This is a genomic window from Micromonospora sp. NPDC051141 (assembly GCF_044455765.1).
GTDB lineage: Bacteria > Actinomycetota > Actinomycetes > Mycobacteriales > Micromonosporaceae > Micromonospora.
On sequence record NZ_JBITFD010000011.1, the window covers coordinates 52,853 to 77,938 of the forward strand.

Sequence of the window (25,086 nt, forward strand, 5' to 3'; positions counted from 1 at the left end):
GGTGGGGCACCCGCTCAACCGGTCGGTCCGCGGAACTCCCGGTACGCGCGGCGCAGCCGCTCGACCAGGCCCGGCCCACCGATCTCGGCGCCGGGTGGGCCGAGCTGCCGCAGCAGCAGCTCCGGGCCGGTGTCCAGGGTGGGCGGACAATCGGGCAGCGCCACCGGGGAGAGCCAGAACCGGTCCAGCTCCGCCGCCGGCTCGATCGGCGTCAACCCGGCCAGCACCCGCCCGGCGCCGGTCACCGACGACGCCGCCCCAGCCGGCTGGTCCACCGACCCGGCCGTCGACGCCACTGCCGTCCCGACCGATTGCTCCACCGACCCGGCCGACGACGCCACTGCCGTCCCGACCGGTTGGTCCACCGGCCCGGCCGACGACGATATCGCCGTGCCGGACGGCGGGTTCGCCGACGCCGCCGAGCCGCCGGGCCGGACACCGCGTAGCGTCCGCAGCCGGTCCAGCAGGTCGGCCCGGGATCGGCCGCGCCAGTGCAGCAGCCGGAACGGGTCCGCGTCGAACGCCTCGGCGAGCAGGTAGAACGTGGCCGCCAGATGCTTGCACGGCACCGCGAAGTCGGGGCAGCCACAGCGCTGCGCCAGCTCGCCCACCTCGGCCGGGAACAGCGGCGCGCCCGCCGCGGCGAACACCTCCTCCAGCTCCGCCGGCAGGTCACCGGCGAGCAGCCGGGCGCTGAAGAACGCCTGACCGGCCAGCTCCGCCTCGATCCGACGCCACACCTCCTCCGGGTACGCGGACAGCCCGATCCGCACCGGGTACGGAGCCGGCCGCGACCCCTGCACCTCGGCGGTGACGAGTCCGGGCGCGACGTCCAGCCGGAGCACCTGCCCCCGGCGCGCGTACGCCCGACCCCGGGTGAGCCGGGAGCCGAGCGCGAACGACTCCAGCACCTCCAGAAACCGCCGCGACCACCAGGAACGCCCGATCGCGCCCCGGGTGCTGCGTGCGCGCAGCCCACCCTCGACCCGCAGCGGCGGCCCGTACTCGTCGAAGCGGGGACCGGTGCTCACTCGACCACCGCCCCGGCCTCCAGCGTGAACAGCTCCCGCAGCGTCTCGGTGGACAACTCGGTGACCCACTGCTCGCCGCTGCCCACCACCGACCGGGCCAGGTTCCGCTTGTCGGCGATCATCGCGGCCACCTTCTCCTCCACGGTGCCGGCGCAGACGAACTTGCGTACCTGCACGCGGCGACGCTGGCCGATGCGGAACGCCCGGTCGGTGGCCTGGTCCTCGACCGCCGGGTTCCACCAGCGGTCCACGTGCACCACGTGGTTGGCGGCGGTCAGCGTGAGCCCGGTGCCGCCGGCCTTGAGCGAGAGCACGAACAGCGGCGGGCCGTCCGGCGACTGGAACCGGGTGACCATGGCGTCCCGCTCGGCCTTGCCGACACCGCCGTGCAGGAACAGCACCTCCCGGCCGGTACGCGCCGACAGGTGCCCGCGCAGCATCCCACCGAACTCGGCGTACTGGGTGAAGAGCAGCGCCCTCTCCTCCGCCGCGAGCACCTCGTCGACGATCTCGTCGAGCCGTTCCAGCTTGCCGGACCGGCCGGCCAGCGCGGAGCCGTCGTGCAGCAACTGGGCAGGATGGTTGCAGACCTGCTTGAGCCGGGTCATGGTGGCCAGCACCAGCCCTCGGCGCTCGATCCCGTCACTGGACTCGATCTTCGCCAGCATGTCGTCGACCACGGCCCGGTAGAGCGCGGCCTGCTCGGCGGTGAGGTTGCAGAGCACCTCCATCTCCAGCTTCTCCGGCAGGTCACTGATGATCGACGGATCGGTCTTGAGCCGCCGCAGCACGAACGGGCCGGTGACGCGACGCAGCCGCTCGGCCACCTCGGCGTCGCCGTGCCGCTCGATCGGCTCGGCGAACCGCTTGCGGAACGTCGCGGCCGGGCCGAGCAGCCCCGGATTGGCGAACTGCATGATCGACCAGAGGTCGGCGAGCCGGTTCTCGACAGGCGTACCGGTGACTGCGACCCGGTGCCGCGCGGGCAGCGCGCGGACCGCCTCGGCCTGCCGGGTCGCGGCGTTCTTGATCGCCTGTGCCTCGTCCACCACCACCCGGTGCCAGTCCACGCCGGCCAGGTCGAACGCGTCCCGGGCGGCCACCGAGTAGGTGGTGAGCACCAGGTCCGCCTCCTGCACGGCGACGCCGAACTCCTCGCCCCGGGCCCGCTCCGCGCCGTGGTGCACGTGCACGCGCAGGTCGGGCGCGAACGTCGCGGCCTCCCGCTGCCAGTTGCCGACCAGCGACATCGGGCAGACCAGCAGCGTCGGGCCGGTCTGCGGCGGGTCGCCGGCGAGCAACGCGAGCAACTGCACCGTCTTGCCCAGCCCCATGTCGTCGGCGAGGATCCCGCCCAGCCCCAGCGACTGGAGGAAGGTCAGCCAGGCCAGGCCGCGCCGCTGGTACGGCCGCAGCGTCCCGACGAAGCCCGGTGGCGGGTCGGCCGGGGTGAGCCGCCGCTCCGCCTCGCCGGCCAGCAGTTCGCCGAGTGCCCCGTCGGCGACCACGTCCAGCACCGGCAGCTCGCCACCGCTCTCCTCGCCGGAGAGCCCCATCCGCAGCAGGTCCGCCACGGTCAGCTCGCCGGAGGACCGCAGCAGGCGCAGCCCGGCCTCCAGCCGCTGCGGGTCCAGCTCGACCCAGCGACCGCGCAGCCGGACCAGCGGCGACTTCAGGTCGGCCAGCGAGGCCAACTCCTCGGCGGTCAGCGGCTGGTCGCCGAGCGCCACCTCCCAGCGGTAGTCGACGAGCGCGTCCATCCCCAGCGTGCCGGCGGCGGTGGCGACCGCGCCCGGCGCGGTGCGGCTGCGCGCCCGCAGCCGGGCGCCGAGGCGGGACGAGGAACGCCGCCACCAGGACGGCAGCAGGACCCCGAAGCCGGCCGCGTGCAGCACCGGCGCTCCCTCACGCAGGAACCGGTGCGCGCCCTCGGCGTCCAGCTCCATCCCCTCCGGCGCGGCGGTACGCAGCGCCGCGTCCACCTCCGGCCAGAGCCGGCTGGCCCGACCCAACTCCGCCAGCAGCGTCTCCTGCGGGTCGATGCCGCGCGCGACGAGCGCGGGCGCGGGCCGCTGCCAGATGTGCCCGGCGTCGACCACCAGCCCCGGCTCGTCGGTCGGGTGCAGACCGAACTCCACCTGCCACGCGCCACCCTCGACCAGTTCGGCGGCCGGGTCGACGGCCGGCTCGACCAGGCGGAACGTGGCCCGTACCGCGCCGCCGGCGGCGTCGCGCTGCCAGGCGTCCAACTCGCGCCGCAGCGTCGCCAACGCGGCCGGTTCGGTGGTGAAGGCGCGCTCCGGGCCGGTGAGCGCGGCCAGCCAGCGCGGCACCGGACCGCCGGGTCGCATGCCCCGGTGCAGCCGGGTGTCGGCCAGGGCCGCCCGGGCGGCGGCGTCGACGAGCGCGTCCAGCGCATCCGCCACCAGCTCGCCCGCTCCCACGCCCGCCGCCCGCCCGGCCGTCCCGCGCGGACGCGCGGCAGCGGCCGGCGGTGTGGGTGCGGTTGTCGTTGTCGGGGCGACGACAGCCGCACCCGACGGCGCCTGCTGCCACTCCTGGGCGGCGCGGGCCGCCGGGGGCAGGGCCAGCGCCAGGTCACGGGACCAGCCCGCGTCCGTGCCGGTGAGCAGTGGCCGCCAGAGCGCCAGCGCGGTCGCCACGTCGGCCTCCGCCACCGCCCGGAGCCGACGCCGGGCTCGCGCCGGGTGGTGAGAGGGGGCCCCTTCTCTACCGGAGGCGTTAAACGGGGGCTCCTCCTTGAGTGCGAGCACGGTGGGGAGCAGGCGGCCACGGGTGACCAGGTCGGCGGCGAAGTCGGCCAGCTCGGCCAGGTGGCGCAGGCTGGCCCCGACCGGGTCCGGCCGGGGCGCGCGCAGCAGCGCGTACGCGTCGTCCGGGGCGTACGCCAGCGCGGGGACCCGCCAACCGGCGCGGGTGACCTGGCCACGGACCGGGTCCCCGACGGCGGCCCGGACCAGTTCCGGCGAGTCCACCGGCGAGCCGGCGCGGGTGGGCAGGCCGAGCAGCACGGAGATCGGCTCACCCGGCAGCGGGTCGAGCGCGGCGGCCAGCGTGGCGTGGTCGGCGGCGAACGGGTGCGGCCGTTCCCGGGGCGCACGGCCGGACCGGCGCGGCGCGGCGGCCGGCCGCGTGCCGTCCTCGGCCCAGAGGGCGAGCCCCGCGCCGGGCAGCCACAGCCCGTGGATGACCAGCACGCTCTCCCCCTCGCGACGTCCGGGGCCAGGATAGGCGGCTCGACCGCGGATATCGTCGGCGCCATGGCCGACCTCCTCGTGATCGGCGGGCTGGGCGTGGACGTACGCGCCCAGGTGCCCGCGCTGCCCCTGCCCGCCGCCGACTCGCTGACCGTGCCCCCGGTCGAGCTGCGGATCGGCAACACCGGGGCCGGGGTGGCGCTGGCCGCGCACGCGCTCGGCCTACGGGTGACGCTCGTCGACGTGCTGGGCGCCGATCCGGCCGGCGACGTGGTGCGGGCGGCGCTGGCGCGTACCTCGGTGCGGACCGTGCTGGTGGACGCGCCGGCCGGCACCCGCCGGTCGGTGAACCTGGTCGACCCGGCCGGCCGGCGGATGTCGCTGTACGACCCGCGCCCGTGGTCCGGCCCGGCGGCGCCGTTCGCCGAGGCGGAGCTGGCCGCGCTGGTCGCCGGGGCCGCCCACACGCACGTGTCGATCATGGATTGGGCGCGGGACGCGCTGCCGACGCTGCGTGGTGCCGCGTCCCTCTCCACCGATCTGCACGACTGGGACGGCGAGAACGACTACCACCGGCCGTTCGCCGAGGCCGCCGGGCTGGTGTTCGTCAGCGACGTGAAGCTGGGCGAGCGGGCCGGTAAGGCGGCGGCCGGGCTGGCGCCGCGCACGGTGCTGGTCACCGGCGGGGCGGCCGGCGCGACCCTGCACACCCCGGGCGCGCCGCCGGCGCGCGTGCCCGCCGCCACCCCGCCGGCGTCGGTGGTGGACACCAACGGCGCCGGGGACGCCTTCGCCGCCGGCCTGATCGCGGCCCGGTTGCGGGGTGCCGACCCGCTCGACGCGGCCCGCTACGCGACCCGGGTCGCCGCCGCCGCGTGCACCCACGACGGGATGGAGTATCCGGACGGCTTGCTGCCCCGCGAGTGACACCGACGGGCTGTTGCCCCGCGAGTGACGCCGACAGGCTGCTGCCCGTGAGTGACACCGGCGGGCTGCTGCCCGCGAGTGACACCGGCGAGCCGGCGGCCCCGACGGGTGCCGCCGCGCCCGGAGCGTGCCGCTGGACCGCGACGAGGCCGCTCCGACGCTCAGATCGCGCCGGTCTCGCCGTCGGTCAGCTCGCGCAGGATGTCGGCGTGCCCGGCGTGCCGGGCGGTCTCCTCGATCAGGTGCACCAGCACCCACCGCAGCGACACCTCGCCGAGCTGGGGATGCGGCACCACGTGGTCGAGGTCGAAGCGGGCGGCGACGGCGCGGGACCGGGCGCAGGCCGTCTCGTAGGCAGCGGCGAGCGCCTCGACCGTGTCGTCGGGGCCGAGCGTGAAGCTGGCGTCGGCGTCGGCCTGGGAGGTGAGGTGGACGTCGCCCGGCTCCGGCGCGAACAGCCGGGCGAACCAGTTTCCCTCGACCAGGGCGAGGTGCTTGAGCAGCCCGGCCAGCGTGGTCAGCGAGGGCACCAGCCGTCGGCCGGCATCGGTGTCGGCGAGGCCGCGCGCCTTGCGCAGCACGGTGGCGCGGTGGAAGTCGAGGAACGCGTCGAGGATCGCCCGTTCGTCGCCCGTGCGGGCGAGGACCGGACCGAGTGTCGGGTCGATCGTCGGGGTCGCCATGTCCGGACCCTAGTCGCCGGACCGGCCGCCCGCTGCCCCGCTATCCGCTGCGCGTGCGCGCCGGCCGGGGCAGGATGGGCGCATGGCTTCCACGGTGCACATTCCCCTGGTCGGCGGCGCGGCCGACGGCGAGACCGTCACGGTCGAGCTGGACAGCAACGGCCGTCCGCCGCTGACCCACCACCACCTCGGGGCGGGTGGGCTGGCGGAGGCGCAGATCTACGAGTTGGAGTCGGACGACCGGCCGGAGCACGACTGGGTCTACACCTGGCGCGGCCCGGCGGTCTGAGCGCGCCGGCTCAGGCCACCGGGGTCAGCGCGCGGGCCCGGATGCTGTCCAGCACGCTGCGGGTCACCTGCGAGGTGCCGCGCGCCTGCTCGCAGACCTCGGCCACCCGGCGGGCGGTCTCGTCGGCGCGGGCCGCCCGCTCGTCCCACAACCGGTCCACCTCGGCCAGCAGCGGGCCCTCCACCTCCCGCTCCATGCCGCGCAGCGCCGGCACGCCGAGCCGCTGGGCCAGGTCGAAGACCTTGCCGGCGTACGGCAGCGGCAGGAACGGCGTGTTCATCATGGCGGCGAAGATCAGGAAGTGCAGCCGCATGCCGACCGCCAGGTCGAAGTGGCGCATCAGGCCGAGGATCTGCGCCGGACGGTAGTCGCCGTGCAGGATCCGGCCCCGGTCCGCGGCGATCATGTGCGACAGCACACCGTGCGAGTGCCGGATGTCGTCGCGTTCCATCGGGACGAAGAGCACGTGCGCGTCGATGCGGTGCACCAGGAAGTCGCCGATCTGGGCGAGCAGCCGGTGGTAGCCGTCCACGTCGAGGCGTTCCGCGGCCCGGCCCGGCTCGCGCACGCTCAGCCCGACCAGTCGCGAACCGGCCGGCACGCCCTCCTCGCGCAGCCACTGCGCGGGGAACTCCTCGGGGGTGAGCAGGAACGCCGGGTCGCCGGTGACGGTGATCGGGTTGACCAGGCCGGCCTCCTCCAGCACCATCCGCGACTCCTGGTCCCGGACGGTCACCTCGACGGCCTGTGCCAGCGTCTCGCGGACCATGCCGGTGTCCACCCCGTCGGTGAGCGGGCCGACGCCGACCGCGTACGTGAGCAGCGGCAGGCCCCGCTCCTGGGCGACCCGGACCACCCGCAGGTAGCGCCGGGCCTCCTTGTCGTAGAGGATTCCACCGCCGCCCAGGACGAGCAGGTCGAGCTGGTTGAGCACCTGGGACGAGTCGACCCGGCTGACGCCCTCCCACGGCACCGCCTCGACGTCGGGGTGGGCCAGCGCGGTGTGCGCCGGGTTGCGGGAGAACACGATGATCCGCGCGTCCGGCTCGTGCTGGCGCAGGTCGGCCAGGAGACCCGTGAGGATCGCCTCGTCGCCGAGGTTGCGTCCGCCGTACGAGCCGAGCACGCCGATGGTCAGTCCGGTGCCTCCGGTCATCCGACGCTCCTTTCCGTGGCGTCCAGATCCGTGGCGTCCGGATCCGTGGCGTCCGGGCCAGCGTTCCCGCTGCGCACGCCGGGGTAACCCGGTCGAGGGCCGGTCTCAGGGGGCGAGGGTCGCGCCACCGACCAGACGGGAGACCAGGGTGGAGACCACCTGATCGGGGTCGAACCCGGCGTCGATCGAGGTGGTGAGCAGGTCGAGCAGGAGCCCGTCGACCGCGTAGTGCAGCAGCGCGATCTCGTACGCCCCGCCGGGCAGGCCGGCGGCGACGTGGAACGCGACGTCGTCGGCGTACCCCCGGCGGAGCACGTCGCCGAGCGCGGCCCGCAGTTCGGGACGGCGGCCGGCCTCCAGCCGCAGCTCCCACAGCGCCCGGGTGAGGTCGGGCTCGCGGGTGGTGCGGGCGACGATGTCACGCAGGTAGTCGGTGACCAGCGCGAGCGACGGCTCCCGGCGGCCCAGGTCGGCCACCACCGCCGGATCGGGCGCCATCCGGTCGAAGATCCGTTCGGCCAGGCCGGCGAGCAGCGCCGACCGGGACCGGAAGTAGTTGGAGGTCGTGCCGGTGGGCACGCCCGCCTCGGCGTCGACCGCCCGGTGGGTCAGCCCCCGCGCGCCGGCGGCGGCGAGGATCCGCAGGCCGGCGTCGGCGAGCAGGGTACGGCGTTCCGGGTTCCTGGCCACGCGGACACCCTAGCAACAACCACGACAGGTGTTGTACATTCGTCGCCGAACCACGACGGCCGTCGTGGTTACCCCGGACATCGGAGTCGGTTTGCGCACGCTCGTCTACTTCGTCGCCAGCACGCTCGACGGCTTCATCGCCGCCCCCGACGGGTCGTTCGACTTCCTCCCGCTGGAGCCGGACGTGGCCCCCTACCTGGTGTCCGACTGGCCGCAGACGCTGCCCACGTTCGCCCACGCCCAGCTCGGCGTCCCGTCGCCACCCACCGGCCGCTTCGACACCGTGCTGATGGGTCGCGCCACCTACGAGCCGGCCCTGACGGTCGGCGTCACCAGCCCCTACGCCCACCTGGAGCAGTACGTCTTCAGCCGTTCCCTGGACCCGGCCGACCATCCGGACGTCTCGGTGGTGACCGACGAGCCGGCGGCGTTCGTCCGCGAGCTGAGGACGCGCCCCGGCGGCGACATCTGGCTCTGCGGCGGCGGCAACCTCGCCGGCCAACTCCTCGACGAGATCGACGAGCTGGTGGTCAAGCTCAACCCGGTGGTGGCCGGCAGCGGCATCCCGCTGGTCGACCGCGGCTTCGACCCGAGGCGGTTCACGCTCACCGCCACCCGCCCGTTCGACAGCGGCATCGTGGTGCTGCGCTACGCGCGGTGAAAGGCCGGGCCCCCGGTTGACGCGTCCGGTGGAGGCGGGGCCCCGCTTGACAGCTCGACGTCGAGCGAACGCCCCGGCTAACTCGGTTGCCCGGCGAGGGGACGGCGCGCACGGTGGACCGGGTGAGCAGCCTGACGAAGACCCGACTCCACTGGCACGAGCTGCCGGCCCACGTACGCGCCGCGGTCGAGACCGTCCTCGACGACCGGGTGGTGGCGGCGGAGTCGCAGCCGGGCGGCTTCTCCCCCGGCACCGCCGACCGGGTCCGCACCGCCCGCGGCGGACGGGCCTTCGTCAAGGCGGTCAGCCCCGCGCAGAACCAGCACACGCCGACCATGCACCGCGCGGAGGCCCGGATCGCCGCCGCGCTGCCGCCGGCCGCGCCGACGCCCCGGCTGCTCGGCAGCCACGACGACGGCGAGTGGATCGCGCTGGTCTACGCCGACGTCGAGGGCCGGCACCCGGTCACCCCGTGGGACGACGGCGAGCTGGCCGCCGTGCTGTCCACGCTGGAGACGATGGCCGCGACGCTCACCCCGGCCCCCACGGTCGCGACCACCACCGCGGCCGAGGCGCTCGGCCACGACTTCGCCGGCTGGCGACGCCTCGCCGACGATCCGCCCGCCGATCTCGACCCGTGGGCCCGCGACCACCTGGCCGAGCTGTGCGCCGCCGCCGACCGCGGCCTCGCCGCGCTGACCGGCGACACGCTCTGCCACCTCGACGTCCGCGCCGACAACCTGCTGCTCGGCCCGGACGGCCGGGTCACCGTGGTCGACTGGCCCTGGGCCTGTCGCGGGCCGGCCTGGCTCGACACCCTGCTCACCGTCGTCAACGTGCAGGTGTACGGCGGCCACGACCCGGACGCCCTGCTGGCCTCCCGGCCGCTCACCGCGCCTGTCGACCCGGCCGATCTGACCGGGGTGCTGGCCGGGCTCACCGGCTTCTTCCTCGACGGCGCCCGTCAACCGCCGCCGCCCGGCATCCCGACCGTACGGGCGTTCCAGCGACTCCAGGCCGACGCCCTGCTCCCCTGGCTCACCCGTCGCCTGAACCCCTGACCCCGCCCTCCCCCTCCTCGTTGATCTTGCAGTTGCGGCCCCTCGAAGGCCCGATACGCCCCTTCCGCCCGGGCCGCTTCTGCAAGATCGACGCACGGGTGGGGTGAGAGGTTACGGGCGGAGGGCTAGGGGGTTGGTCAGTAGCGGGGTGAAGGCGAGTTCGGCGGCGCCGATCAGGGTGGCGTCGTAGCCCAGCGCGGAGACGCGCAGGTGGGCCTTGTCGCGCGAGACGGGGAGCACGTTGGCGGCGATACGGTTGCGGACCTGCTGGGCCGCGGTGCCCGGGAACACCTCGCGCAGCGTCCCGCCGAAGATCACCACGCCGGGGTTGAACAGGTTGATCAGATTCGCCACGCCGATGCCCAGCCAGTCACCGATGCGCCGCAGCGCCTCGCGGGCGGCGGCATCCCCCTGCTCGGCGGCGGCGACCACGGCGCGCACCGCCTCGCGCCCCCGGTGGTCGGCCGGGCGGCCGGCCTCGTCGAGCAGCGCCCGCTCACCCACCTCGGCTTCCAGGCACCCGCGCGAGCCGCAGCCACAGGGCCGCCCCCGGTACGGGTTGACCAGCATGTGCCCGACCTCGGAACCGTACCCGCCGTCACCGTCGAGCAGGTCCCCGCCGACGATGATCCCGCCGCCCACGCCGACGTCACCGTGCAGGTAGATCAGGTTCTGCGCGCCGACGCCGGCGCCGCGTCGGTGCTCGGCCATCGCGCCCAGGTGGGCCTCGTTGCCGACCAGCACCGGCAGGCCGAGATCCAGTCGGCGGGCCAGTTCCGCGCCGAACGCCTGGTCCACCCACCCCAGGTCCGGCCCGAACCGCACCATCCCGTCCCCGGGCCGGATCATTCCGCAGTAGGACGCGCCGATGCCCACGCACACCGACGTCGGCGGCGCGTCGTGGTGCAGCGCCCGCCCGAAGTCGGCGAGCACGGACACCACCGCGTCGAGGTCGGCCCCGGCGCGGGCCCGGGTCGCCTCGAGTCGGGCCGAGACCGTCCCGCCCAGGTCGACCCGGGCGGCCACGAGCCGGTCCACCGCGATGTCGAAGGCGAGGACGTGGACGGCCGCCGATTCCGGGCGGACCACGAACGACGGACGCCCCGCCCGACCGCTCGTCGTGGCGGGCACCTCCCGCACCAGGCCGGCCGCCGCGAGGTCCGCCGTGAGCGCCATGACCGTGCTGCGGTTGACGCCCAGCCAGTCGGCCAACTCGACGCGGGAGACCGCGCCGCCCAGGTGAACCCGGCGGAGCAGCGCGCCGAGGTTGCGGCGACGGGTGTCCACCTGCGCATGCCGATCCGCAGCCAGATCCTCCAGCATCGACCACCTCGTCAGCTGACCCACGGCCTGTCCTCCGAGGATAGCCCTCGACCATCAGCCGGTCGGCCGGCGTTCATTCCGGTGCGGCGTCGTTGCGGATGGCCGATCGCGATGCCGGCCGCCGGTTTCGGCAGAAGTGGTGTCCGGCGACGAGCCGGTTCACGCCGTGATCGACGGGATGTGCTCAGCCGGGCACGCGCGCCACGTGCGTGAGGAACGGCAGCACCGCCGCCGGCAGCGCGGGCGACGCCACCACCTCGTCGTGGGTCAGGCCGGGCAGCACGGCCAACCGGGACGCGGGACGGCCCGATCCGTCGTCGCCCGGGTCCCGGTGGCCGCCACCGAGCAGGCCGAAGAACTCGGTCACGTGACTCATCGGGATGGCGTCGGCGTCCGCGAAGACCAGCAGCACCGGCATCGGCAGCGCGGCCACCTCGGCCGACCAGTCGTAGTCGCGGCGCAGCAGCTCACCGCTGCGCGCCCAGAGCGCCGGCCAGTCCTGCGGCCGGGGCGCGACCTCCGCGTACCGCTCGAACGGCGGGGTGCCCCGCATCCGCTCGGCGGCGCGTTCGTCGTGCGTGGACATCGCGGCCAGCACCCGCGGGTGCCAGCCGCCGCGCCGGAACGGCGTGGAGACCAGGACCAGGCGGCGGACCAGCGCGGCATGCTGGATCGCGGTACGCAGGGCCACGCCGCCGCCGAGCGAGTAGCCGAGCAGGTCGACCTCGGGCAGGTCGAGGTGCCGCAGCAGCGCGGCCACGTCGTCGGCCATCGACTCGTACCGCAGGGGCCGGTCCACGCCGGCGGTGCGGCCGTGGCCCCGCAGGTCGACCGCGATCAGCCGCCGGCGGGCGGCCAGCGCGGACCGGATCGGGGCGAACGTCCCGGTCGAGCCGTAGGAGCCGTGCAACAGGACCAGCGGCTTGCCGGCGCCCCGCACCTCGTACCAGATCCGCAGCCCGCGCACGTCGGCATAGCTCACCCGCTGATCGTGCCGCCCCGGCCGGCGTTTCGGGGCGGGATCACTCCCGGGCGCGGGGGCGGGCCCGCAGGTGGGCCCGCTCGCCCTGGCTGCCGAAGAGGCTGAGGAACTCCACGCCGTCGGCGTCGGCGCGGCCGAACCAGTGCGGGACGCGGGTGTCGAACTCGGCCGCCTCGCCGGGGACGAGCACCAGGTCGTGCTCGCCGAGCACCAGGCGCAGCCGCCCGTTGAGCACGTAGACCCACTCGTACCCCTCGTGGGTCTTCGGTTCGGGCTCGGCCCGGCCGCCGGCCGGGATGATCAGCTTGTACGCCTGGATGCCGCCGGGCCGCCGGGTGAGCGGCAGCATGGTCATCCCGTGCGCGGCGACCGGCCGCAGGTGGATCCGCGGGTCGCCGGTGGGTGGCGCGCCGACCAGTTCGTCCAGGGCCACACCGTACGCCTTGGCCAGCGGAAGCAGCAGCTCCAGCGTCGGCCGTCGGCCACCGGACTCCAGCCGGGACAGCGTGCTCACCGAGATGCCGGTCGTGGCGGCGAGGTCGGCGAGCGTGGTCTCCCGCTCGCGGCGCAGCGCGCGCAGGCGGGGGCCGACCGCGTCGAGCGCCTGGTCGAGGTCGTCATCCATCCCGCCAGTTTGCCACATTGGCAACAAGGTTTGCTTCCGCGCCCGGGGTCGTCGCACGCTGGGCGCGGAGGTGGTCACGATGACCGAGGTACGACAGGACGGCTACGAGGTGGTGGTGATCGGCGGCGGGGCGGCCGGTCTGAGCGGCGCGCTGATGCTGGCCCGGGCACGCCGGTCGGTGCTGGTGGTCGACGGGGGCAGCCCGCGCAACGCGCCGGCCGACGGGGTGCACGCGCTGCTGGGCCTCGACGGCGTGCCGCCGGCCGAGCTGCTGGCACGCGGACGCGACGAGGTCCGCCGTTACGGCGGTCACCTGCTCACCGGCGAGGTCGAGGCGGTGACCCGCGACGGCGAGGGGTTCGACGTGGCGCTGGCCGACGGTCGTCGGGTGCGGGCCGGCCAGGTGCTGGTGGCCACCGGACTGGTCGACGAGCTGCCGCCGGTGGCCGGGTTGCGCGAGCGCTGGGGCCGGGACCTCGTGCACTGCCCGTACTGCCACGGGTGGGAGGTGCGCGACCGGCCGATCGGGGTGATCGGCAGCGGCCCGCTGTCGGTGCACCAGGCGCTGCTGTTCCGGCAGTGGAGCGACGACGTGGTCTATCTCCGCCACACCGCGCCGCCGCTCACCGACGAGCAGGCAGAGCAGCTCGCCGCACGCGGCGTGCCGGTGGTCGAGGGCGAGGTCGCGGCCGTCGAGGTGGTCGGGGACCGGTTGACCGGGGTACGCCTGCGCGACGGTCGCACGGTCAGCCGGGAGGTGCTGACCGTCGCGCCCCGGATGGTGGCGCGGGCCGGGTTCCTGGCGACGCTGGGGCTGCGCGTGGCGCCGCACGAGAGCGGTTCGGGCGAGTACGTGCCGGCCGACCCGGCGGGGCGTACCGAGGTTCCCGGGGTGTGGGTGGCGGGGAACGTGACCGACCTGTCCGCGCAGGTCGGAGCCGCGGCGGCGGCCGGCGCCAGGACAGCCGCGATGATCAACGCGGATCTGGTGGCCGCGGAGACGCGGACGGCGGTCGAGGCGCGTCGGCGGGCGGCGGACCGCGAAACGGCCCTAACCTGACAATTCTTCCCCTAGGTTGGAATGCGCAGGAGGCAGTCGACACCGGGGGGCGACGTGGAGAGCTATCCGGCGATCGAGGATCACGGGCTCATCGGCGACCTGCAGACCGCCGCGCTGGTGACCTGCGACGGGACGATCGACTGGTTCTGCGCGCCGCGCTTCGACTCGCCGAGCGTCTTCGCCGCGCTGCTGGACCGGGAGAAGGGGGGCTACTTCCGGATCGCCCCGCACGACGTCCGGTACGTCACCAAACAGCTCTACCTGCCCGGCACACCGATCCTGATCACGCGGTTCATCAGCGCGGACGGCGTCGCCGAGGTGATGGACTTCATGCCGGTCACCGGTGAGCGGGCGACCGAGACGCACCGCCTGGTCCGCATGGTCAACATGGTCCGCGGCAGCATGCGCTTCCGGGTGGAGTGCCGTCCCCGGTTCGACTACGCGCGTCAGCCGCACACCCTCGAACGGCACAAGAACGGGTACGTGTTCCGCAGCCGGTCGGCGACGCTCACCTTCAACCCGGTCGACCCGGTGCGGCGGCTCATCGCCCAGGGCGGCGACGTCCAACTGGACGACGGTGACCTGGTCGCGTACGGCACGCTGAACGAAGGTGACACCGGCGGGGTGGTCCTGGAGACGGAGGGGGCCGAGCCCCGGATCATCCCGCCGGAAGAGGTCCAGGGCATGTTCGAGTGGACCCGCGACTACTGGCGGCGCTGGGTCGAGCGGTCCCGCTACACCGGCCGCTGGCGGGAGATGGTCGAACGGTCCGCCATCACACTCAAGCTCATGACGTACGCGCCGACCGGCGCGATGATCGCCGCGCCCACCGCCGCGCTACCCGAGCTGGTCGGCGGCACCCGCAACTGGGACTACCGCTACACCTGGGTACGCGACACGTCGTTCTCGGTGCACGCGCTGCTCGGCCTCGGGTTCACCGAGGAGGTCAGCCGCTACATGGACTGGCTGGACGAGCGGATCCGCGAGGCCGGCGACCACCAGGACCCACTGAAGATCATGTATCGGGTGGACGGCTCCTCCGACCTGCACGAGGAGGTTCTCGACCACCTGGAGGGCTACCGCGGCTCCCGGCCGGTGCGGATCGGCAACGGCGCCGCCGACCAGCTCCAGCTCGACATCCACGGCGAGGCGCTCTACGCCATGCACCTCGCCGACGAGCAGGGCATCCGGGTGTCGCACCAGGTCTGGAAGAGCACCGTCCGGCTCGTCGACTGGCTCTGCCACAACTGGGACCAGCGCGACGCCGGCATCTGGGAGAGCCGCCACCACCCCCGCAACTACACGTTCGGGCGGGTGATGTCCTGGGTGGCGCTGGACCGGGCCATCCGGTTGGCCACCCGCACCGGCCGCCCCGGGGACATGTCCTGCTGGACCGAGCAGCGCAACCGGATCTACAACCAGGTCATGGCCCGCGGTTTCCACCGGGAACGCGGCAGCTTCGTGCAGGCGTACGACGAGAACGTGCTGGACGCCGCGCTGCTGGCGATGCCGGCGGTCGGCTTCATCACGCCGAGCGACCCGCTCTGGAAGTCCACGCTGGCGTCGATCGAACGGGACCTGGTCTCCGACAGCCTGGTCCACCGGTACGACCCGGAGCACTCCCCGGACGGCCTCCCCGGTCACGAGGGCACGTTCAACATGTGCACCTTCTGGTACGTCGAGGCGCTGGCCCGCACCGGCCGACTGGACGACGCCCGACTCACGTTCGAGAAGATGTTCACGTTCAGCAACCACCTCGGCCTGTACGCCGAGGAGATCGCCGCGACCGGTGAGCAGATCGGCAACTACCCGCAGGCCTTCAGCCACCTCTCCCTGATCAACTCGGCGTTGGCGCTGAACGACCTGCTCGACGCCGAGGCGGACGCCCGACGCCGCCAGTAGGCGACTCACGTCGGCACGGTGCCGACCCGGAGCCGGTTGCCGTCCGGGGCGATGCTGACGTAGCGCGGTTCGACCGCCGCCGATCCGGGCAGCGACGAGCTCCCACCCGCCGACGTCGGCCGAGCCCGAGGTGGGCGCCACCTTTGTCCCACCCGTGTGTTCCAATCCCGGCCATGCATGTCGTCGTCACCGGTGCGCTCGTGGAGAACGGCGCGGTCCTGCTGGTGCACCGCAGTCCGAGCCGGCGGGCCTACCCGGATCTCTGGGATCTTCCCGGCGGGCACGTCGAGGCGGGTGAGTCGGAGCGACAGGCCCTCGCGCGGGAGATGCACGAGGAGATCGGCGTCCACATCGTGGCGGAGTCCTCGTCGCGCCTGGGCGACCTGCGCCTCGGCAGCGGCGAGGACGCCGTTCACGTGGCCGTCTGGCACGTCGGGGCCTGGATCGGCGCTCCGACCAACTGCGCGCCCGACGAGCATGACGACATCGCCTGGGTGGCGACAGGCGACCTGGGCGGCCTGCCCCTCGTGCACAGTGGCGTGGTGGGGCTGGTCCGGAAGGTGGTGGGCGCGGCAGGTTTCGAACCTGCGACCCCTCGCTTGTAAGGCGAGTGCTCTCCCACTGAGCTACGCGCCCGGAACGCCCGTACGGCGGGCCGGAGCGGCAAGCTTACCTGCCGCCTCCGGCCCGGTCGAACGACCTGCTCGGGTGGCTCAGGCGGCGACGGCCTCGGCCAGCGCCTTGCGCCAACCCTGCTGGTCGCGCGCCTCGCCGGGCATGTTCATCTCGGCGAAGCGGACCACGCCGGCCTTGTCGATGACGAAGGTGCCCCGGTTGGCGATGCCGGCGACCTCGTTGAAGACGCCGTACGCCTGGGCCACCGCGCCGTGCGGCCAGAAGTCGGCCAGCAGCGGGAACTGGTAGCCCTCCCGGTCGGCCCAGATCTTGTGGGCGTAGACCGAGTCGACGCTGACGGTCAGCACCTGGACGTCGTCGTTGACGTACTCGTTGAGGTTGTCCCGCACCTCGCACAGCTCACCCTGGCAGATGCCGGTGAAGGCGAGCGGGTAGAAGACCAGCAGCACGGTCTTGCGACCGCGCAGGTCGGAGAGTCGAACCTCCTGGTTGTTCTGGTCCTTGAGCAGGAAATCCGGCGCCTCGGCGCCAACCGCGATGGGCATGTGTGCTCCTACTTCTTGCTCTTGGACCCGCGCCGGAGCACGAGGCGGGCGCCGCTCCAGTCGCGGCCCGCGTTGATGGTGGAGGTCTGCTGGAGCCCGGCGGTCTGGGCGCTCTCCGCGACCTCGCTCGGCTCGACGTGGCCGTCCCGGCCGGCCTTGGGGGTCAGGAGCCACACCACGCCGTTGTCCGCCAGCGGGCCGAGGGCGTCGACGAGGAGCTCGAAGAGGTCACCGTCGCCGTCCCGGTGCCAGACCAGAACCGCGTCGACCACCTCGTCGGTGTCCTCGTCGACCAGTTCTCCACAGCGGTCGGTCAGGGCGTCCCGGAGATCGGAGTCGACGTCGTCGTCGTAGCCCATCTCCATGACGACCATGCCCGGCTCGATCCCGAACCGGTCCGCCAGGCTGCGTACCCCGTCGGCGGCCTGACCAGCGGTCGCGCTCACTGTCGCGTGCCTCCTCGTCTCATCCCTGCCGGCGGCGTCGTGCGACACCGCCGCGCCCAGTCCACACAGTTGCGGCTCGCTGCGCAAGTGGCGCACCGGGTGGAACGGAATTTACCGTGCCAGCAGCGTACGGGCACCCTCGGTAATGGCTTCCTCGGACACCAGAACCTGATGAGCAGCCGGACCTAATGGTACAAACGAGTCAAGAGCGGCTACCCGTCGCGCCGCGCCCACATACCCGGTGTCGACAAGTGTCGCCAACACTCCCTCGCCCACCCCGCCGGAGCGCCGCGTCTCGTCCACCACCAGCACTCGGCCGGTCGCCGACGCCTCCCGGATGATGTCGGCCACCGGCAGCGGGGCGAGCCAGCGCAGGTCCACCACCCGGGTGCCGACGCCCTCCTCGGCCAGCGTGGCCGCGGCCCGCAGCGACATCCGCACCCCGTTACCGAAGGTGATGATGGTGAGATCGTCGGTGGAGCCGATGCCGTACACCCGGGCGCGGCCGATCGGCACGTGCCGGTCCGCCCAGGCGCCCGGCTCGGCGTACTCGGCCAGCCACTCGCCGTCGCCGTCCGCGTGGAGGTCGCGGGTGTGGTAGAGCGCGATCGGCTCCAGGAAGACGCAGACCGCGCCGTCCACCCGGGCCGCCGCCAGGCAGGTCCGCAGCATCGGCGCGGCGTCGTCCGGCCGGGCCGGCACGGCGATCACCAGCCCCGGCACGTCCCGCAGCACCGCCACCGAGTTGTCGTTGTGGAAGTGCCCGCCGAAGCCCTCCTGGTACGCCAGGCCGGCCACCCGCACCACCATCGGGTTCCGGAACGCGCCCCGGGAGAAGAACCGCATGCTGGCCGCCTCGCCGCGGAGTTGGTCCTCCGCGTTGTGCAGGTACGCCAGGTATTGAATCTCCGGCACCGGCAGCATGCCGGCCAGGCCGGCGCCGAGCCCGAGCCCGAGGATCGAGGTCTCGTCGAGCAGCGTGTCGAACACCCGGGCCACCCCGAACCGGTCCCGCAGTCCCTTGGTCACCCCGTACACCCCGCCCTTGGCGGCCACGTCCTCGCCGAACACCGCCATCTGCGGGTGGTCGAGCATGCCGTCGGCCAGCGCCGCGTTGATGCTCTGCGCCAACGTCAGCGGCCCGGTCAGCTCCGGCGGCTTCCCGCCGAACGCCTCCGCCCGCGCCCCGGCGCCCGGCCCGGCCGCGTGCGCCGCCGCGTCGGCGACCGTCCGGGACACCCGCACCGGCCGGCGCGGCGCCAGCTCCGCCACCACCTCGACCGGGGTGGCCAGCTTCGGCTCGTCCAGCACCTCCTCGGCGATCCGCCGGAGCTGCCAGCCCCGCTCGTCGTACCGGGCGAGCAGCTCCTCGCCGCTCGCGTAGCCGCCCGCCACCAGCCGCCGCGCGGTGACCAGCAGCGGGTCCCGTGCCACGTCCGCGGCGATCTCCGCCGGGCTCCGGTACGCGGTCTCCGCGTCCGCGCCGGCGTGCCCCATCAGCCGGACCGTACGCAGGTGCAGCACGGCGGGCCGGCGGTGCCGGCGCACCCAGGCGGTCGCCTCCGCCGCCACCCGGTGGCTCGCCACCACGTCCGTGCCGTCGGCGTCGAAGTAGCGGATGCCGGGCCGGGACCGCAGCATGGCGGCCACCCAGCCCTCGGGCGAGCGCACGCTGATGCCCAGCCCGTTGTCCTCGCAGACGAACAGCACCGGGATCCGCAGGCCGGTGTGGTCGTACCAGCCGGCGGTGTTGAACGCGGCGGTGGCCGTGGCGTGGTTGACCGAGGCGTCGCCGAAGGAGCAGACGACCACGGCGTCAAGCGGCCAGGACGCCACCTCCGGGTCGCCGTCGACGCGCCGTCCGCCCCGCCGGAGCCGTTCCAGGGCCAGCCCCAGGCCGACCGCGCGGGGCAGGTGCGAGGCGATGGTCGAGGTGGTCGGCACGACGGCGAGGTCGGCCCGCCCGAAGACCTTGTGCCGGCCGCCGGCGATCGGCTCCTCGGCGGAGGCGACCATGCCGCGCAGCACGTCCCGGGCCGCGCCCGCGAACGCGTCGTCGAGCGCCGGCGACGGCAGACCGGGTACGCCGACCGTCGCGTCGCCGTCCGCGTCCACGGTCACCCCGGCCCCGTCCGGCAGCAGCACCGGGTCGACGTCGCCGGAGTCCGCCGGCGCGGCCGGCCCGGCCGCGCCGCTGGCGGAGTCACCCGGAGCGGGATCCCGGTGGGAGACGGCCCCGGTGGGGTCGCTGCCGGCCGGGCGTGCGCTCCCGGCCCTCGCTTCGCCCGGTGCGGTCGCCGATCCGCAGTCGGGCCAGGATCCGTCCGTGTCCCGCGGACCGTCCGTGTCCCGCGGACCGTCCGTGTCCCGCGGATCGGAATGCTGCTCCCCGCCGGCGGGCGCGGGTGGCGCGTCGGGTGGGAACTCGCCGGCCGCCTGGGCGGCGCGCAGGCAGTAGAACGCGCCGGACCGGTAGTGCAGCAGCGCCGGGTCGGTCGGCCGCAGCGCGGCGGCCACCGCCGCGTTGCCCTCGTGACCGGCCGAACCGATCGTGTAGTACCCCTCACCGAAGCCGCGCAGCCAGCGCCCGGCGAGGTCGACCAGCCGGCTGGTGAGCTGCGCGTCGAACAGGGCCAGCGCCTGCGCTCCGGTGAGCGAGCCACCGTCGGGCAGCGGTTCACGCAGGTCACGCCGCTGGACGGGCGCGTCGAGCGCGGCCAGGTCGGCTCGGAGCCGGTCGTCGAGATCGTGCGGGGAGGTCACGTCGGACAGCATTACCGAATCGGGCCCGCCTCGCCCAGTCGGACACGTTCGCACCCGTCCCGGCTCAGACCTCGCCGCGCTCCTCCGGGCAGCCGCCGTCGGACACCTTCCAGACCAGGTCACGCAGCGTGGCCAGCTCCGCCGTGGTCAACCCGTCGAGCAGCCGTGAGTCCGACATCACCTGGCGTACCCGCTCCCGGACCTGCCGGCCCCGCGCGGTGACGACGAGCGCCCGCTGCCGCCGGTCGGTCGGGTCGGCCCGGCGCTCGACCAGCCCGGCCTGCTCCAGCCTGTCGGTCAGCCCGGTCACGTTGGAGCGGTCACAGCCGAGTCGCACGGCCAGGTCGCGGGCCGGCGACGGGTGGTCCGGGTCCAGCTCGTGCAGCGCCCGGGCCGCGGCCGGGGTCAGACCCAACGCGGCGATCTCCTCGTCCTGGTGGTGCCGCAGCGCGGCGGCGACGTGCTGGATCCGGCGCACGGCGTCCCCGGCCAGCCCGAGCCGGTCGTCGGCCGGGGCGGGCGTACGGGGGACCGGGCGGTGCGCCATGCCGACAAGCATACGTGACAGATCAACAATTGACTTCCTCCACTATTGCGATCGCGGCCACGGGACCCGCCCGGCGGGCGGCGAACGCGCCGGCCACCACCAGCGCGGCGGTTCACCACCGCCCCCCGTTGCGCGCAGATTCACGGAAAGCGTGGCTGTTCCGCGTCGGACAGCCACGCTTTCCGTGAATCTGGGGCCGCTCGGGGTGGGGTCAAGCGGGGAGGAAGGAGAAGCGGACCTGGCGGTCCGGGTTGTCGCCGTTCGGGTCGACCAGGCAGATCGACTGCCAGGTGCCGAGCTGGAGCCGCCCGCCGAGCACCGGCAGCGTCGCGTACGGCGGCACGAACGCCGGCAGCACGTGATCGCGACCGTGTCCGGGCGAGCCGTGCCGGTGCCGCCACCGGTCGTCGGTGGGCAGCAGGTCGTCGAGCGCGCGGAGCAGATCGTCGTCCGACCCGGCGCCGGTCTCGATGATCGCCAACCCGGCGGTGGCGTGCGGCACGAAGACGTGCAGCAGCCCGTCGCCGGACCCGGCGACGAAGCGCTCGGCCTCGGCCGTGATGTCCCGGACGGTCGGCCGGGACCCGGTCCGGACGCTGATCACCTCACTACGCATACGGCGCATTCTGCCGCAGCGCGTCAGCTCCCGCCTCCGCCACCGCAGTCCGTACCGCCTCCGCCGCCGTCCCCCGAGCCGTAGGTGGGCATCTCGCCGCCGCCGGTCTCCGGGCCGGGCACGTGGGGGAGGACGCCGACCCCGCCGGCCGCCTCCCGGTAGCCGGCCCCGAACCGGCGCCGATGGCGCAGCTCGTCCCGGCCGGCGAGCACCAGCATCACGCCGACGCCGAGGCCGATCGCCCAACCCGGACCCCACTCCGGGGTACGCGCGATCTCCCAGCCCAGCGCGACCGCCGAGCCGGACGCGACAAGCGCGCCCGCCGCCACCAGCACACCACCCATCCGGACCGGCCGCCTCCGCATGGCGGCAGGGTAGCCGGAGGCGGCCAGCGGCGGGCCCGACGGCACGGCTTCGTGATCGCACAAAGTTACCGGCGGGTACCTGTGTTCAGCATCGCGTCTGGGGGAGCCGGAGGTGACGACGAGCGCCACGAGGGGGCAGGATGGCGCTAGAGACCTATCCCACACAGAACCGAGGGAACGCCTGTGGCTACGGAACGCAAGCGCCCGGTGATCACCGCTGGTCTGCCGAGCCAGCTTCCGGACATCGACCCTGAAGAGACCAGCGAATGGGTCGAGTCACTCGACGGTGTCATCGACGAGCGCGGAACCAAGCGCGCCCGGTACGTCATGCTGCGCCTGCTGGAGCGGGCCCGCGAGCGCCAGGTCGGGGTGCCGTCGCTGACCACCACCGACTACATCAACACCATCCCGCCGGAGCGGGAACCGTGGTTCCCCGGCGACGAGCACATCGAGCGGCGGCTGCGGGCGTACATCAGGTGGAACGCCGCCATGCTGGTGCACCGGGCCCAGCGCCCGGAGATCGGCGTGGGCGGTCACATCTCCACGTTCGCCAGTTCGGCGTCCCTCTACGAGGTGGGCTTCAACCACTTCTTCCGGGGCAAGGAGCACCCGGGCGGCGGCGACCAGATCTACTACCAGGGTCACGCCTCCCCCGGCATGTACGCGCGGGCGTTCCTGGAGGGCCGGCTGAGCGCCGACCAGCTCGACGGCTTCCGGCAGGAGCTGTCGCACCGCGCCGGCTCGCTGCCCTCGTACCCGCATCCGCGGTTGATGCCGGACTTCTGGGAGTTCCCCACCGTCTCCATGGGTCTCGGCCCGCTGAACGCCATCTACCAGGCGCGGTTCAACCGCTACCTGCAGCACCGGGGCATCAAGGACACCTCCCAGCAGCATGTCTGGGCGTTCCTGGGCGACGGCGAGATGGACGAGGTCGAGTCGCTCGGCGCGATCGGCGTGGCCGCACGCGAGGAGCTGGACAACCTCACCTTCGTGATCAACTGCAACCTCCAGCGTCTGGACGGTCCGGTCCGCGGCAACGGCAAGGTCATGCAGGAGCTGGAGGCGTTCTTCCGGGGCGCCGGCTGGAACGTGATCAAGGTGGTCTGGGGCCGGGAGTGGGACCCGCTGCTCGCGGCGGACACCGACGGCGCGCTGGTCAACCTGATGAACACCACGCCCGACGGTGACTACCAGACCTACAAGGCGGAGTCCGGGGCGTACGTCCGGGAGCACTTCTTCGGCCGCGACGCGCGGACCCGCAAGATGGTCGAGCACCTGAGCGACGACGAGATCTGGAACCTCAAGCGGGGTGGCCACGACTACCGCAAGCTCTACGCGGCCTACAAGGCGGCGATGGAGCACACCGGTCAGCCGACGGTGATCCTCGCCAAGACCATCAAGGGCTGGACGCTGGGCTCGCACTTCGAGGGCCGCAACGCCACGCACCAGATGAAGAAGCTGACGCTCGACGACCTGAAGCTGTTCCGCGACCGGCTCTACCTCGACATCCCGGACAAGCAGCTCGAGGAGAACCCCTACCTCCCGCCGTACTACACGCCGGACGAGAAGTCGGACGAGATGGAGTACCTGCGGGAGCGGCGTCGCCAGCTCGGCGGCTTCCTCCCGTCGCGTACCACCGCGCCGAGGACGCTGGCGATCCCGGGCAGCGAGCGGTTCGCCGACGTCAAGCGCGGGTCGGGCAAGCAGAAGGTGGCCACCACGATGGCCTTCGTCCGCCTGCTCAAGGACGTGATGAAGGACAAGGAGTTCGGCAAGCGCTGGGTGCCGATCATCCCGGACGAGGCCCGCACGTTCGGCATGGACTCGCTCTTCCCGACCCAGAAGATCTACTCGCCGCACGGCCAGCGTTACACCTCGGTCGACCGGGAGCTGTTCCTGTCGTACAAGGAGTCGACGACCGGGCAGATCCTGCACGAGGGGATCAACGAGGCCGGTTCGGTCGCCTCGTTCACCGCCGCCGGCACGTCGTACGCCACGCACGGCGAGCCGATGATCCCGATGTACATCTTCTACTCGATGTTCGGCTTCCAGCGCACCGGCGACGGGTTCTGGGCGGCGGCCGACCAGATGGCCCGGGGCTTCGTGCTCGGCGCGACCGCCGGCCGAACCACGCTCAACGGCGAGGGTCTCCAGCACGAGGACGGGCACTCGCTGCTGCTCGCCGCCACCAACCCGGCGGTGGTCGCGTACGACGCGGCGTTCGCGTTCGAGCTGGCGCACATCCTGGAGAACGGCCTGCACCGGATGTACGGCGAGGCGCAGGAGAACGTCTTCTACTACCTCACCGTCTACAACGAGCCGATCTTCCAGCCGGCCGAGCCGGAGGGCGTGGACACCGAGGGCATCATCAGGGGCATCTACCGCTACTCGCCGGCGCCGCAGGTGGGCGCGGACGCGCCGAAGGCGAACGTGCTGGCCTCCGGCACCGGCATGCAGTGGGCGCTCAAGGCCCAGCAACTGCTCGCCGAGGACTGGGGCGTGGCCGCCGACGTGTGGTCGGTGACGTCCTGGACCGAGCTGCGCCGCGACGCGGTGGAGTGCGAGGAGCACAACCTGCTCAACCCGGGTGAGGAGCAGCGGGTGCCGTACATCCAGCGCAAGCTGGCCGACGCCGAGGGCCCGAAGGTCGCGGTCAGCGACTGGATGCGCGCGGTACCGGACCTGATCGCGCGCTGGGTACCGGGCGACTACACCTCGCTCGGCACCGACGGCTTCGGCATGTCGGACACCCGGCACGCGTTGCGCCGCCACTTCCACGTGGACGCCGAGTCGGTCGCGGTCGCCACGCTGCGGCAGCTCGCGCTGCGGGGCGCGGTCCCGGCCCACGTGCCGGCCGACGCCGCCCGCAAGTACGCGCTTGACGACGTGAACGCCGCCCCGGTCGGCGAGACCGGCGGCGACAGCTAGCAGGTGAAAGGAAGGGCCCCTGCTCAACGCCTCCGGCGGAGAAGGGGCCCCTTCTCACCGCCGACGACGATGGTCCGGCGTCCCTGGTTGGGATGCCGGACCATCGTCGTTGCGGGCGACGCCGGGACGACGACCCGGTCAGCCGACGGCGGCCAGGTCGGTCAGCCGGGCCAGCGAGTCCTCCAGGTCGGCGCCCACCCGGCGCAGGCCGAGCCGCAGCAGTGCGGCCTTGACCGGCCCGGCGGGCCATCGGACGACGATCAGCCGGACCATGGTGCCGCCGGCGTCCTCGTCCGCGGTGAGCTGGACGTAGATCTCGGTACGCGCCTCGGCCCGGGCGCCGGCGCCCTTGGCCCGTTCGCGCCAGCCGATCAGCGTCGGCTCCTGGTAGGCGATCACTTCGGCCTCGTGCGCGGCGCCGCGTCCGGCCTGGACGAGCTGCCGCCGACCGAACCCCTCCCCGGAGAGGACCTCGGCCGCACGGACCCCCGCCAGCCAGGCCGGCAGCTGCTCGGCGCGCTGCACGACGTCCCAGACCACTTCCACCGGCGCCGCCACGTGTGCGCTGCGTTCCACGAGGATCATGAGCGTCTTTCCCCCACTTAAAACTACATCCGCGATATTCGGCACTC

The 25,086-nt window shown here is 73.7% G+C and carries 22 protein-coding genes, 1 tRNA gene and 2 pseudogenes; 8 read left to right on the forward strand and 17 right to left on the reverse strand.

Features of this window, described 5'->3' with window-relative positions; translation table 11 throughout:
* Positions 1–14 precede the first annotated feature (14 nt).
* From ACIA6B_RS21000 to ACIA6B_RS21010, 3 genes and pseudogenes are all read right to left on the reverse strand, one after another.
* Positions 15–1,031: an SWIM zinc finger family protein gene (locus tag ACIA6B_RS21000; RefSeq protein WP_396775563.1), complete on the reverse strand. Its 1,017-nt coding sequence runs from the start codon at positions 1,029–1,031 to the stop codon at positions 15–17.
* Positions 1,028–3,688, reverse strand: a pseudogene (locus tag ACIA6B_RS21005) (DEAD/DEAH box helicase); the annotation flags it as partial. The gene ACIA6B_RS21000 and the pseudogene ACIA6B_RS21005, both read right to left, overlap by 4 nt.
* Before the next feature lie 114 nt (positions 3,689–3,802).
* Positions 3,803–4,249: pseudogene (locus ACIA6B_RS21010) on the reverse strand (ATP-dependent helicase); the annotation flags it as partial.
* A gap of 63 nt (positions 4,250–4,312) precedes the next feature.
* Between ACIA6B_RS21010 and ACIA6B_RS21015 the strand changes: the two are divergent.
* Positions 4,313–5,176: a carbohydrate kinase family protein gene (locus ACIA6B_RS21015; RefSeq protein ID WP_396775564.1), complete on the forward strand. Its 864-nt coding sequence runs from the start codon at positions 4,313–4,315 to the stop codon at positions 5,174–5,176.
* A gap of 161 nt (positions 5,177–5,337) precedes the next feature.
* Here the strand turns inward: ACIA6B_RS21015 and ACIA6B_RS21020 are convergent, their stop codons facing one another.
* Positions 5,338–5,859 carry a DinB family protein gene (locus ACIA6B_RS21020; protein WP_396775566.1) on the reverse strand — a complete coding sequence of 174 codons (522 nt, stop codon included), beginning with the start codon at positions 5,857–5,859 and terminating at the stop codon, positions 5,338–5,340.
* An 82-nt stretch (positions 5,860–5,941) separates the two neighbouring features.
* Between ACIA6B_RS21020 and ACIA6B_RS21025 the strand changes: the two genes are divergently transcribed.
* On the forward strand, positions 5,942–6,148 hold the full coding sequence (locus tag ACIA6B_RS21025; RefSeq protein WP_281936934.1) for a hypothetical protein: 207 nt from the start codon (positions 5,942–5,944) through the stop codon (positions 6,146–6,148).
* A 10-nt stretch (positions 6,149–6,158) separates the two neighbouring features.
* On the opposite strand, the gene ACIA6B_RS21030 is transcribed toward ACIA6B_RS21025, so the two are convergent.
* Together ACIA6B_RS21030 and ACIA6B_RS21035 are read right to left on the reverse strand one after the other, a co-directional pair.
* Entirely contained in the window at positions 6,159–7,304 is a 1,146-nt protein-coding gene (locus ACIA6B_RS21030) for a polysaccharide pyruvyl transferase family protein (RefSeq protein ID WP_396775568.1), read from the reverse strand.
* 105 nt (positions 7,305–7,409) lie between these two features.
* Entirely contained in the window at positions 7,410–7,994 is a 585-nt protein-coding gene (locus ACIA6B_RS21035; RefSeq protein WP_396775570.1) for a TetR/AcrR family transcriptional regulator, read from the reverse strand.
* A 64-nt stretch (positions 7,995–8,058) separates the two neighbouring features.
* Here ACIA6B_RS21035 and ACIA6B_RS21040 point away from each other — a divergent pair, with 64 nt between their 5' ends.
* Together ACIA6B_RS21040 and ACIA6B_RS21045 are read left to right on the forward strand one after the other, a co-directional pair.
* Complete coding sequence (locus ACIA6B_RS21040) at positions 8,059–8,655, forward strand: dihydrofolate reductase family protein (RefSeq protein ID WP_396775572.1); 597 nt, start codon at positions 8,059–8,061, stop codon at positions 8,653–8,655.
* A gap of 122 nt (positions 8,656–8,777) precedes the next feature.
* Positions 8,778–9,716: a phosphotransferase family protein gene (locus tag ACIA6B_RS21045; RefSeq protein WP_396775573.1), complete on the forward strand. Its 939-nt coding sequence runs from the start codon at positions 8,778–8,780 to the stop codon at positions 9,714–9,716.
* A gap of 111 nt (positions 9,717–9,827) precedes the next feature.
* Here the strand turns inward: ACIA6B_RS21045 and ACIA6B_RS21050 are convergent, their stop codons facing one another.
* The 3 genes from ACIA6B_RS21050 to ACIA6B_RS21060 all read right to left on the reverse strand — a co-directional run bounded on the left by ACIA6B_RS21050 (position 9,828) and on the right by ACIA6B_RS21060 (position 12,646).
* The gene (locus ACIA6B_RS21050; RefSeq protein WP_396775892.1) at positions 9,828–11,039 is read right to left on the reverse strand and encodes an ROK family protein; all 1,212 of its coding nucleotides are present in this window, start codon (positions 11,037–11,039) and stop codon (positions 9,828–9,830) included.
* A 184-nt stretch (positions 11,040–11,223) separates the two neighbouring features.
* Complete coding sequence (locus tag ACIA6B_RS21055) at positions 11,224–12,021, reverse strand: alpha/beta fold hydrolase (RefSeq protein WP_396775575.1); 798 nt, start codon at positions 12,019–12,021, stop codon at positions 11,224–11,226.
* A gap of 40 nt (positions 12,022–12,061) precedes the next feature.
* Positions 12,062–12,646 (reverse strand): helix-turn-helix domain-containing protein, encoded by a 585-nt coding sequence (locus ACIA6B_RS21060; RefSeq protein WP_396775576.1) that lies wholly within the window; start codon positions 12,644–12,646, stop codon positions 12,062–12,064.
* A gap of 79 nt (positions 12,647–12,725) precedes the next feature.
* On the opposite strand from ACIA6B_RS21060, the gene ACIA6B_RS21065 reads away from it, so the two are divergent.
* The 3 genes from ACIA6B_RS21065 to ACIA6B_RS21075 all read left to right on the forward strand — a co-directional run bounded on the left by ACIA6B_RS21065 (position 12,726) and on the right by ACIA6B_RS21075 (position 16,213).
* Complete coding sequence (locus tag ACIA6B_RS21065; RefSeq protein WP_396775578.1) at positions 12,726–13,706, forward strand: NAD(P)/FAD-dependent oxidoreductase; 981 nt, start codon at positions 12,726–12,728, stop codon at positions 13,704–13,706.
* 54 nt (positions 13,707–13,760) lie between these two features.
* Entirely contained in the window at positions 13,761–15,608 is a 1,848-nt protein-coding gene (locus ACIA6B_RS21070; protein ID WP_396775579.1) for a glycoside hydrolase family 15 protein, read from the forward strand.
* 173 nt (positions 15,609–15,781) lie between these two features.
* Positions 15,782–16,213 carry an NUDIX domain-containing protein gene (locus tag ACIA6B_RS21075; protein ID WP_396775894.1) on the forward strand — a complete coding sequence of 144 codons (432 nt, stop codon included), beginning with the start codon at positions 15,782–15,784 and terminating at the stop codon, positions 16,211–16,213.
* Here the strand turns inward: ACIA6B_RS21075 and ACIA6B_RS21080 are convergent.
* The 7 genes from ACIA6B_RS21080 to ACIA6B_RS21110 form a co-directional block, all read right to left on the reverse strand.
* Positions 16,170–16,244, reverse strand: a tRNA-Val gene (locus tag ACIA6B_RS21080). The genes ACIA6B_RS21075 and ACIA6B_RS21080 overlap by 44 nt on opposite strands.
* A gap of 77 nt (positions 16,245–16,321) precedes the next feature.
* On the reverse strand, positions 16,322–16,789 hold the full coding sequence (locus ACIA6B_RS21085) for a peroxiredoxin (RefSeq protein WP_281936959.1): 468 nt from the start codon (positions 16,787–16,789) through the stop codon (positions 16,322–16,324).
* Positions 16,790–16,797: 8 nt separating this feature from the next.
* Complete coding sequence (locus tag ACIA6B_RS21090) at positions 16,798–17,235, reverse strand: DUF3052 domain-containing protein (RefSeq protein WP_107155847.1); 438 nt, start codon at positions 17,233–17,235, stop codon at positions 16,798–16,800.
* 111 nt (positions 17,236–17,346) lie between these two features.
* Positions 17,347–19,815: a transketolase C-terminal domain-containing protein gene (locus ACIA6B_RS21095; RefSeq protein ID WP_396775896.1), complete on the reverse strand. Its 2,469-nt coding sequence runs from the start codon at positions 19,813–19,815 to the stop codon at positions 17,347–17,349.
* 247 nt (positions 19,816–20,062) lie between these two features.
* Entirely contained in the window at positions 20,063–20,545 is a 483-nt protein-coding gene (locus ACIA6B_RS21100) for a MarR family winged helix-turn-helix transcriptional regulator (protein WP_396775582.1), read from the reverse strand.
* Positions 20,546–20,756: 211 nt separating this feature from the next.
* Positions 20,757–21,161 carry a YjbQ family protein gene (locus ACIA6B_RS21105; RefSeq protein WP_396775584.1) on the reverse strand — a complete coding sequence of 135 codons (405 nt, stop codon included), beginning with the start codon at positions 21,159–21,161 and terminating at the stop codon, positions 20,757–20,759.
* A gap of 23 nt (positions 21,162–21,184) precedes the next feature.
* Positions 21,185–21,526, reverse strand: coding sequence for a hypothetical protein (locus ACIA6B_RS21110; RefSeq protein WP_396775585.1), 342 nt, complete (start codon positions 21,524–21,526; stop codon positions 21,185–21,187).
* Between the two features lie 183 nt (positions 21,527–21,709).
* Between ACIA6B_RS21110 and aceE the strand changes: the two genes are divergently transcribed.
* Positions 21,710–24,454, forward strand: coding sequence for a pyruvate dehydrogenase (acetyl-transferring), homodimeric type (gene aceE, locus ACIA6B_RS21115; protein WP_396775586.1), 2,745 nt, complete (start codon positions 21,710–21,712; stop codon positions 24,452–24,454).
* A gap of 138 nt (positions 24,455–24,592) precedes the next feature.
* Here the strand turns inward: aceE and ACIA6B_RS21120 are convergent, their stop codons facing one another.
* Positions 24,593–25,039 (reverse strand): SRPBCC family protein, encoded by a 447-nt coding sequence (locus ACIA6B_RS21120; RefSeq protein ID WP_396775588.1) that lies wholly within the window; start codon positions 25,037–25,039, stop codon positions 24,593–24,595.
* Between the last annotated feature and the right edge of the window lie 47 nt (positions 25,040–25,086).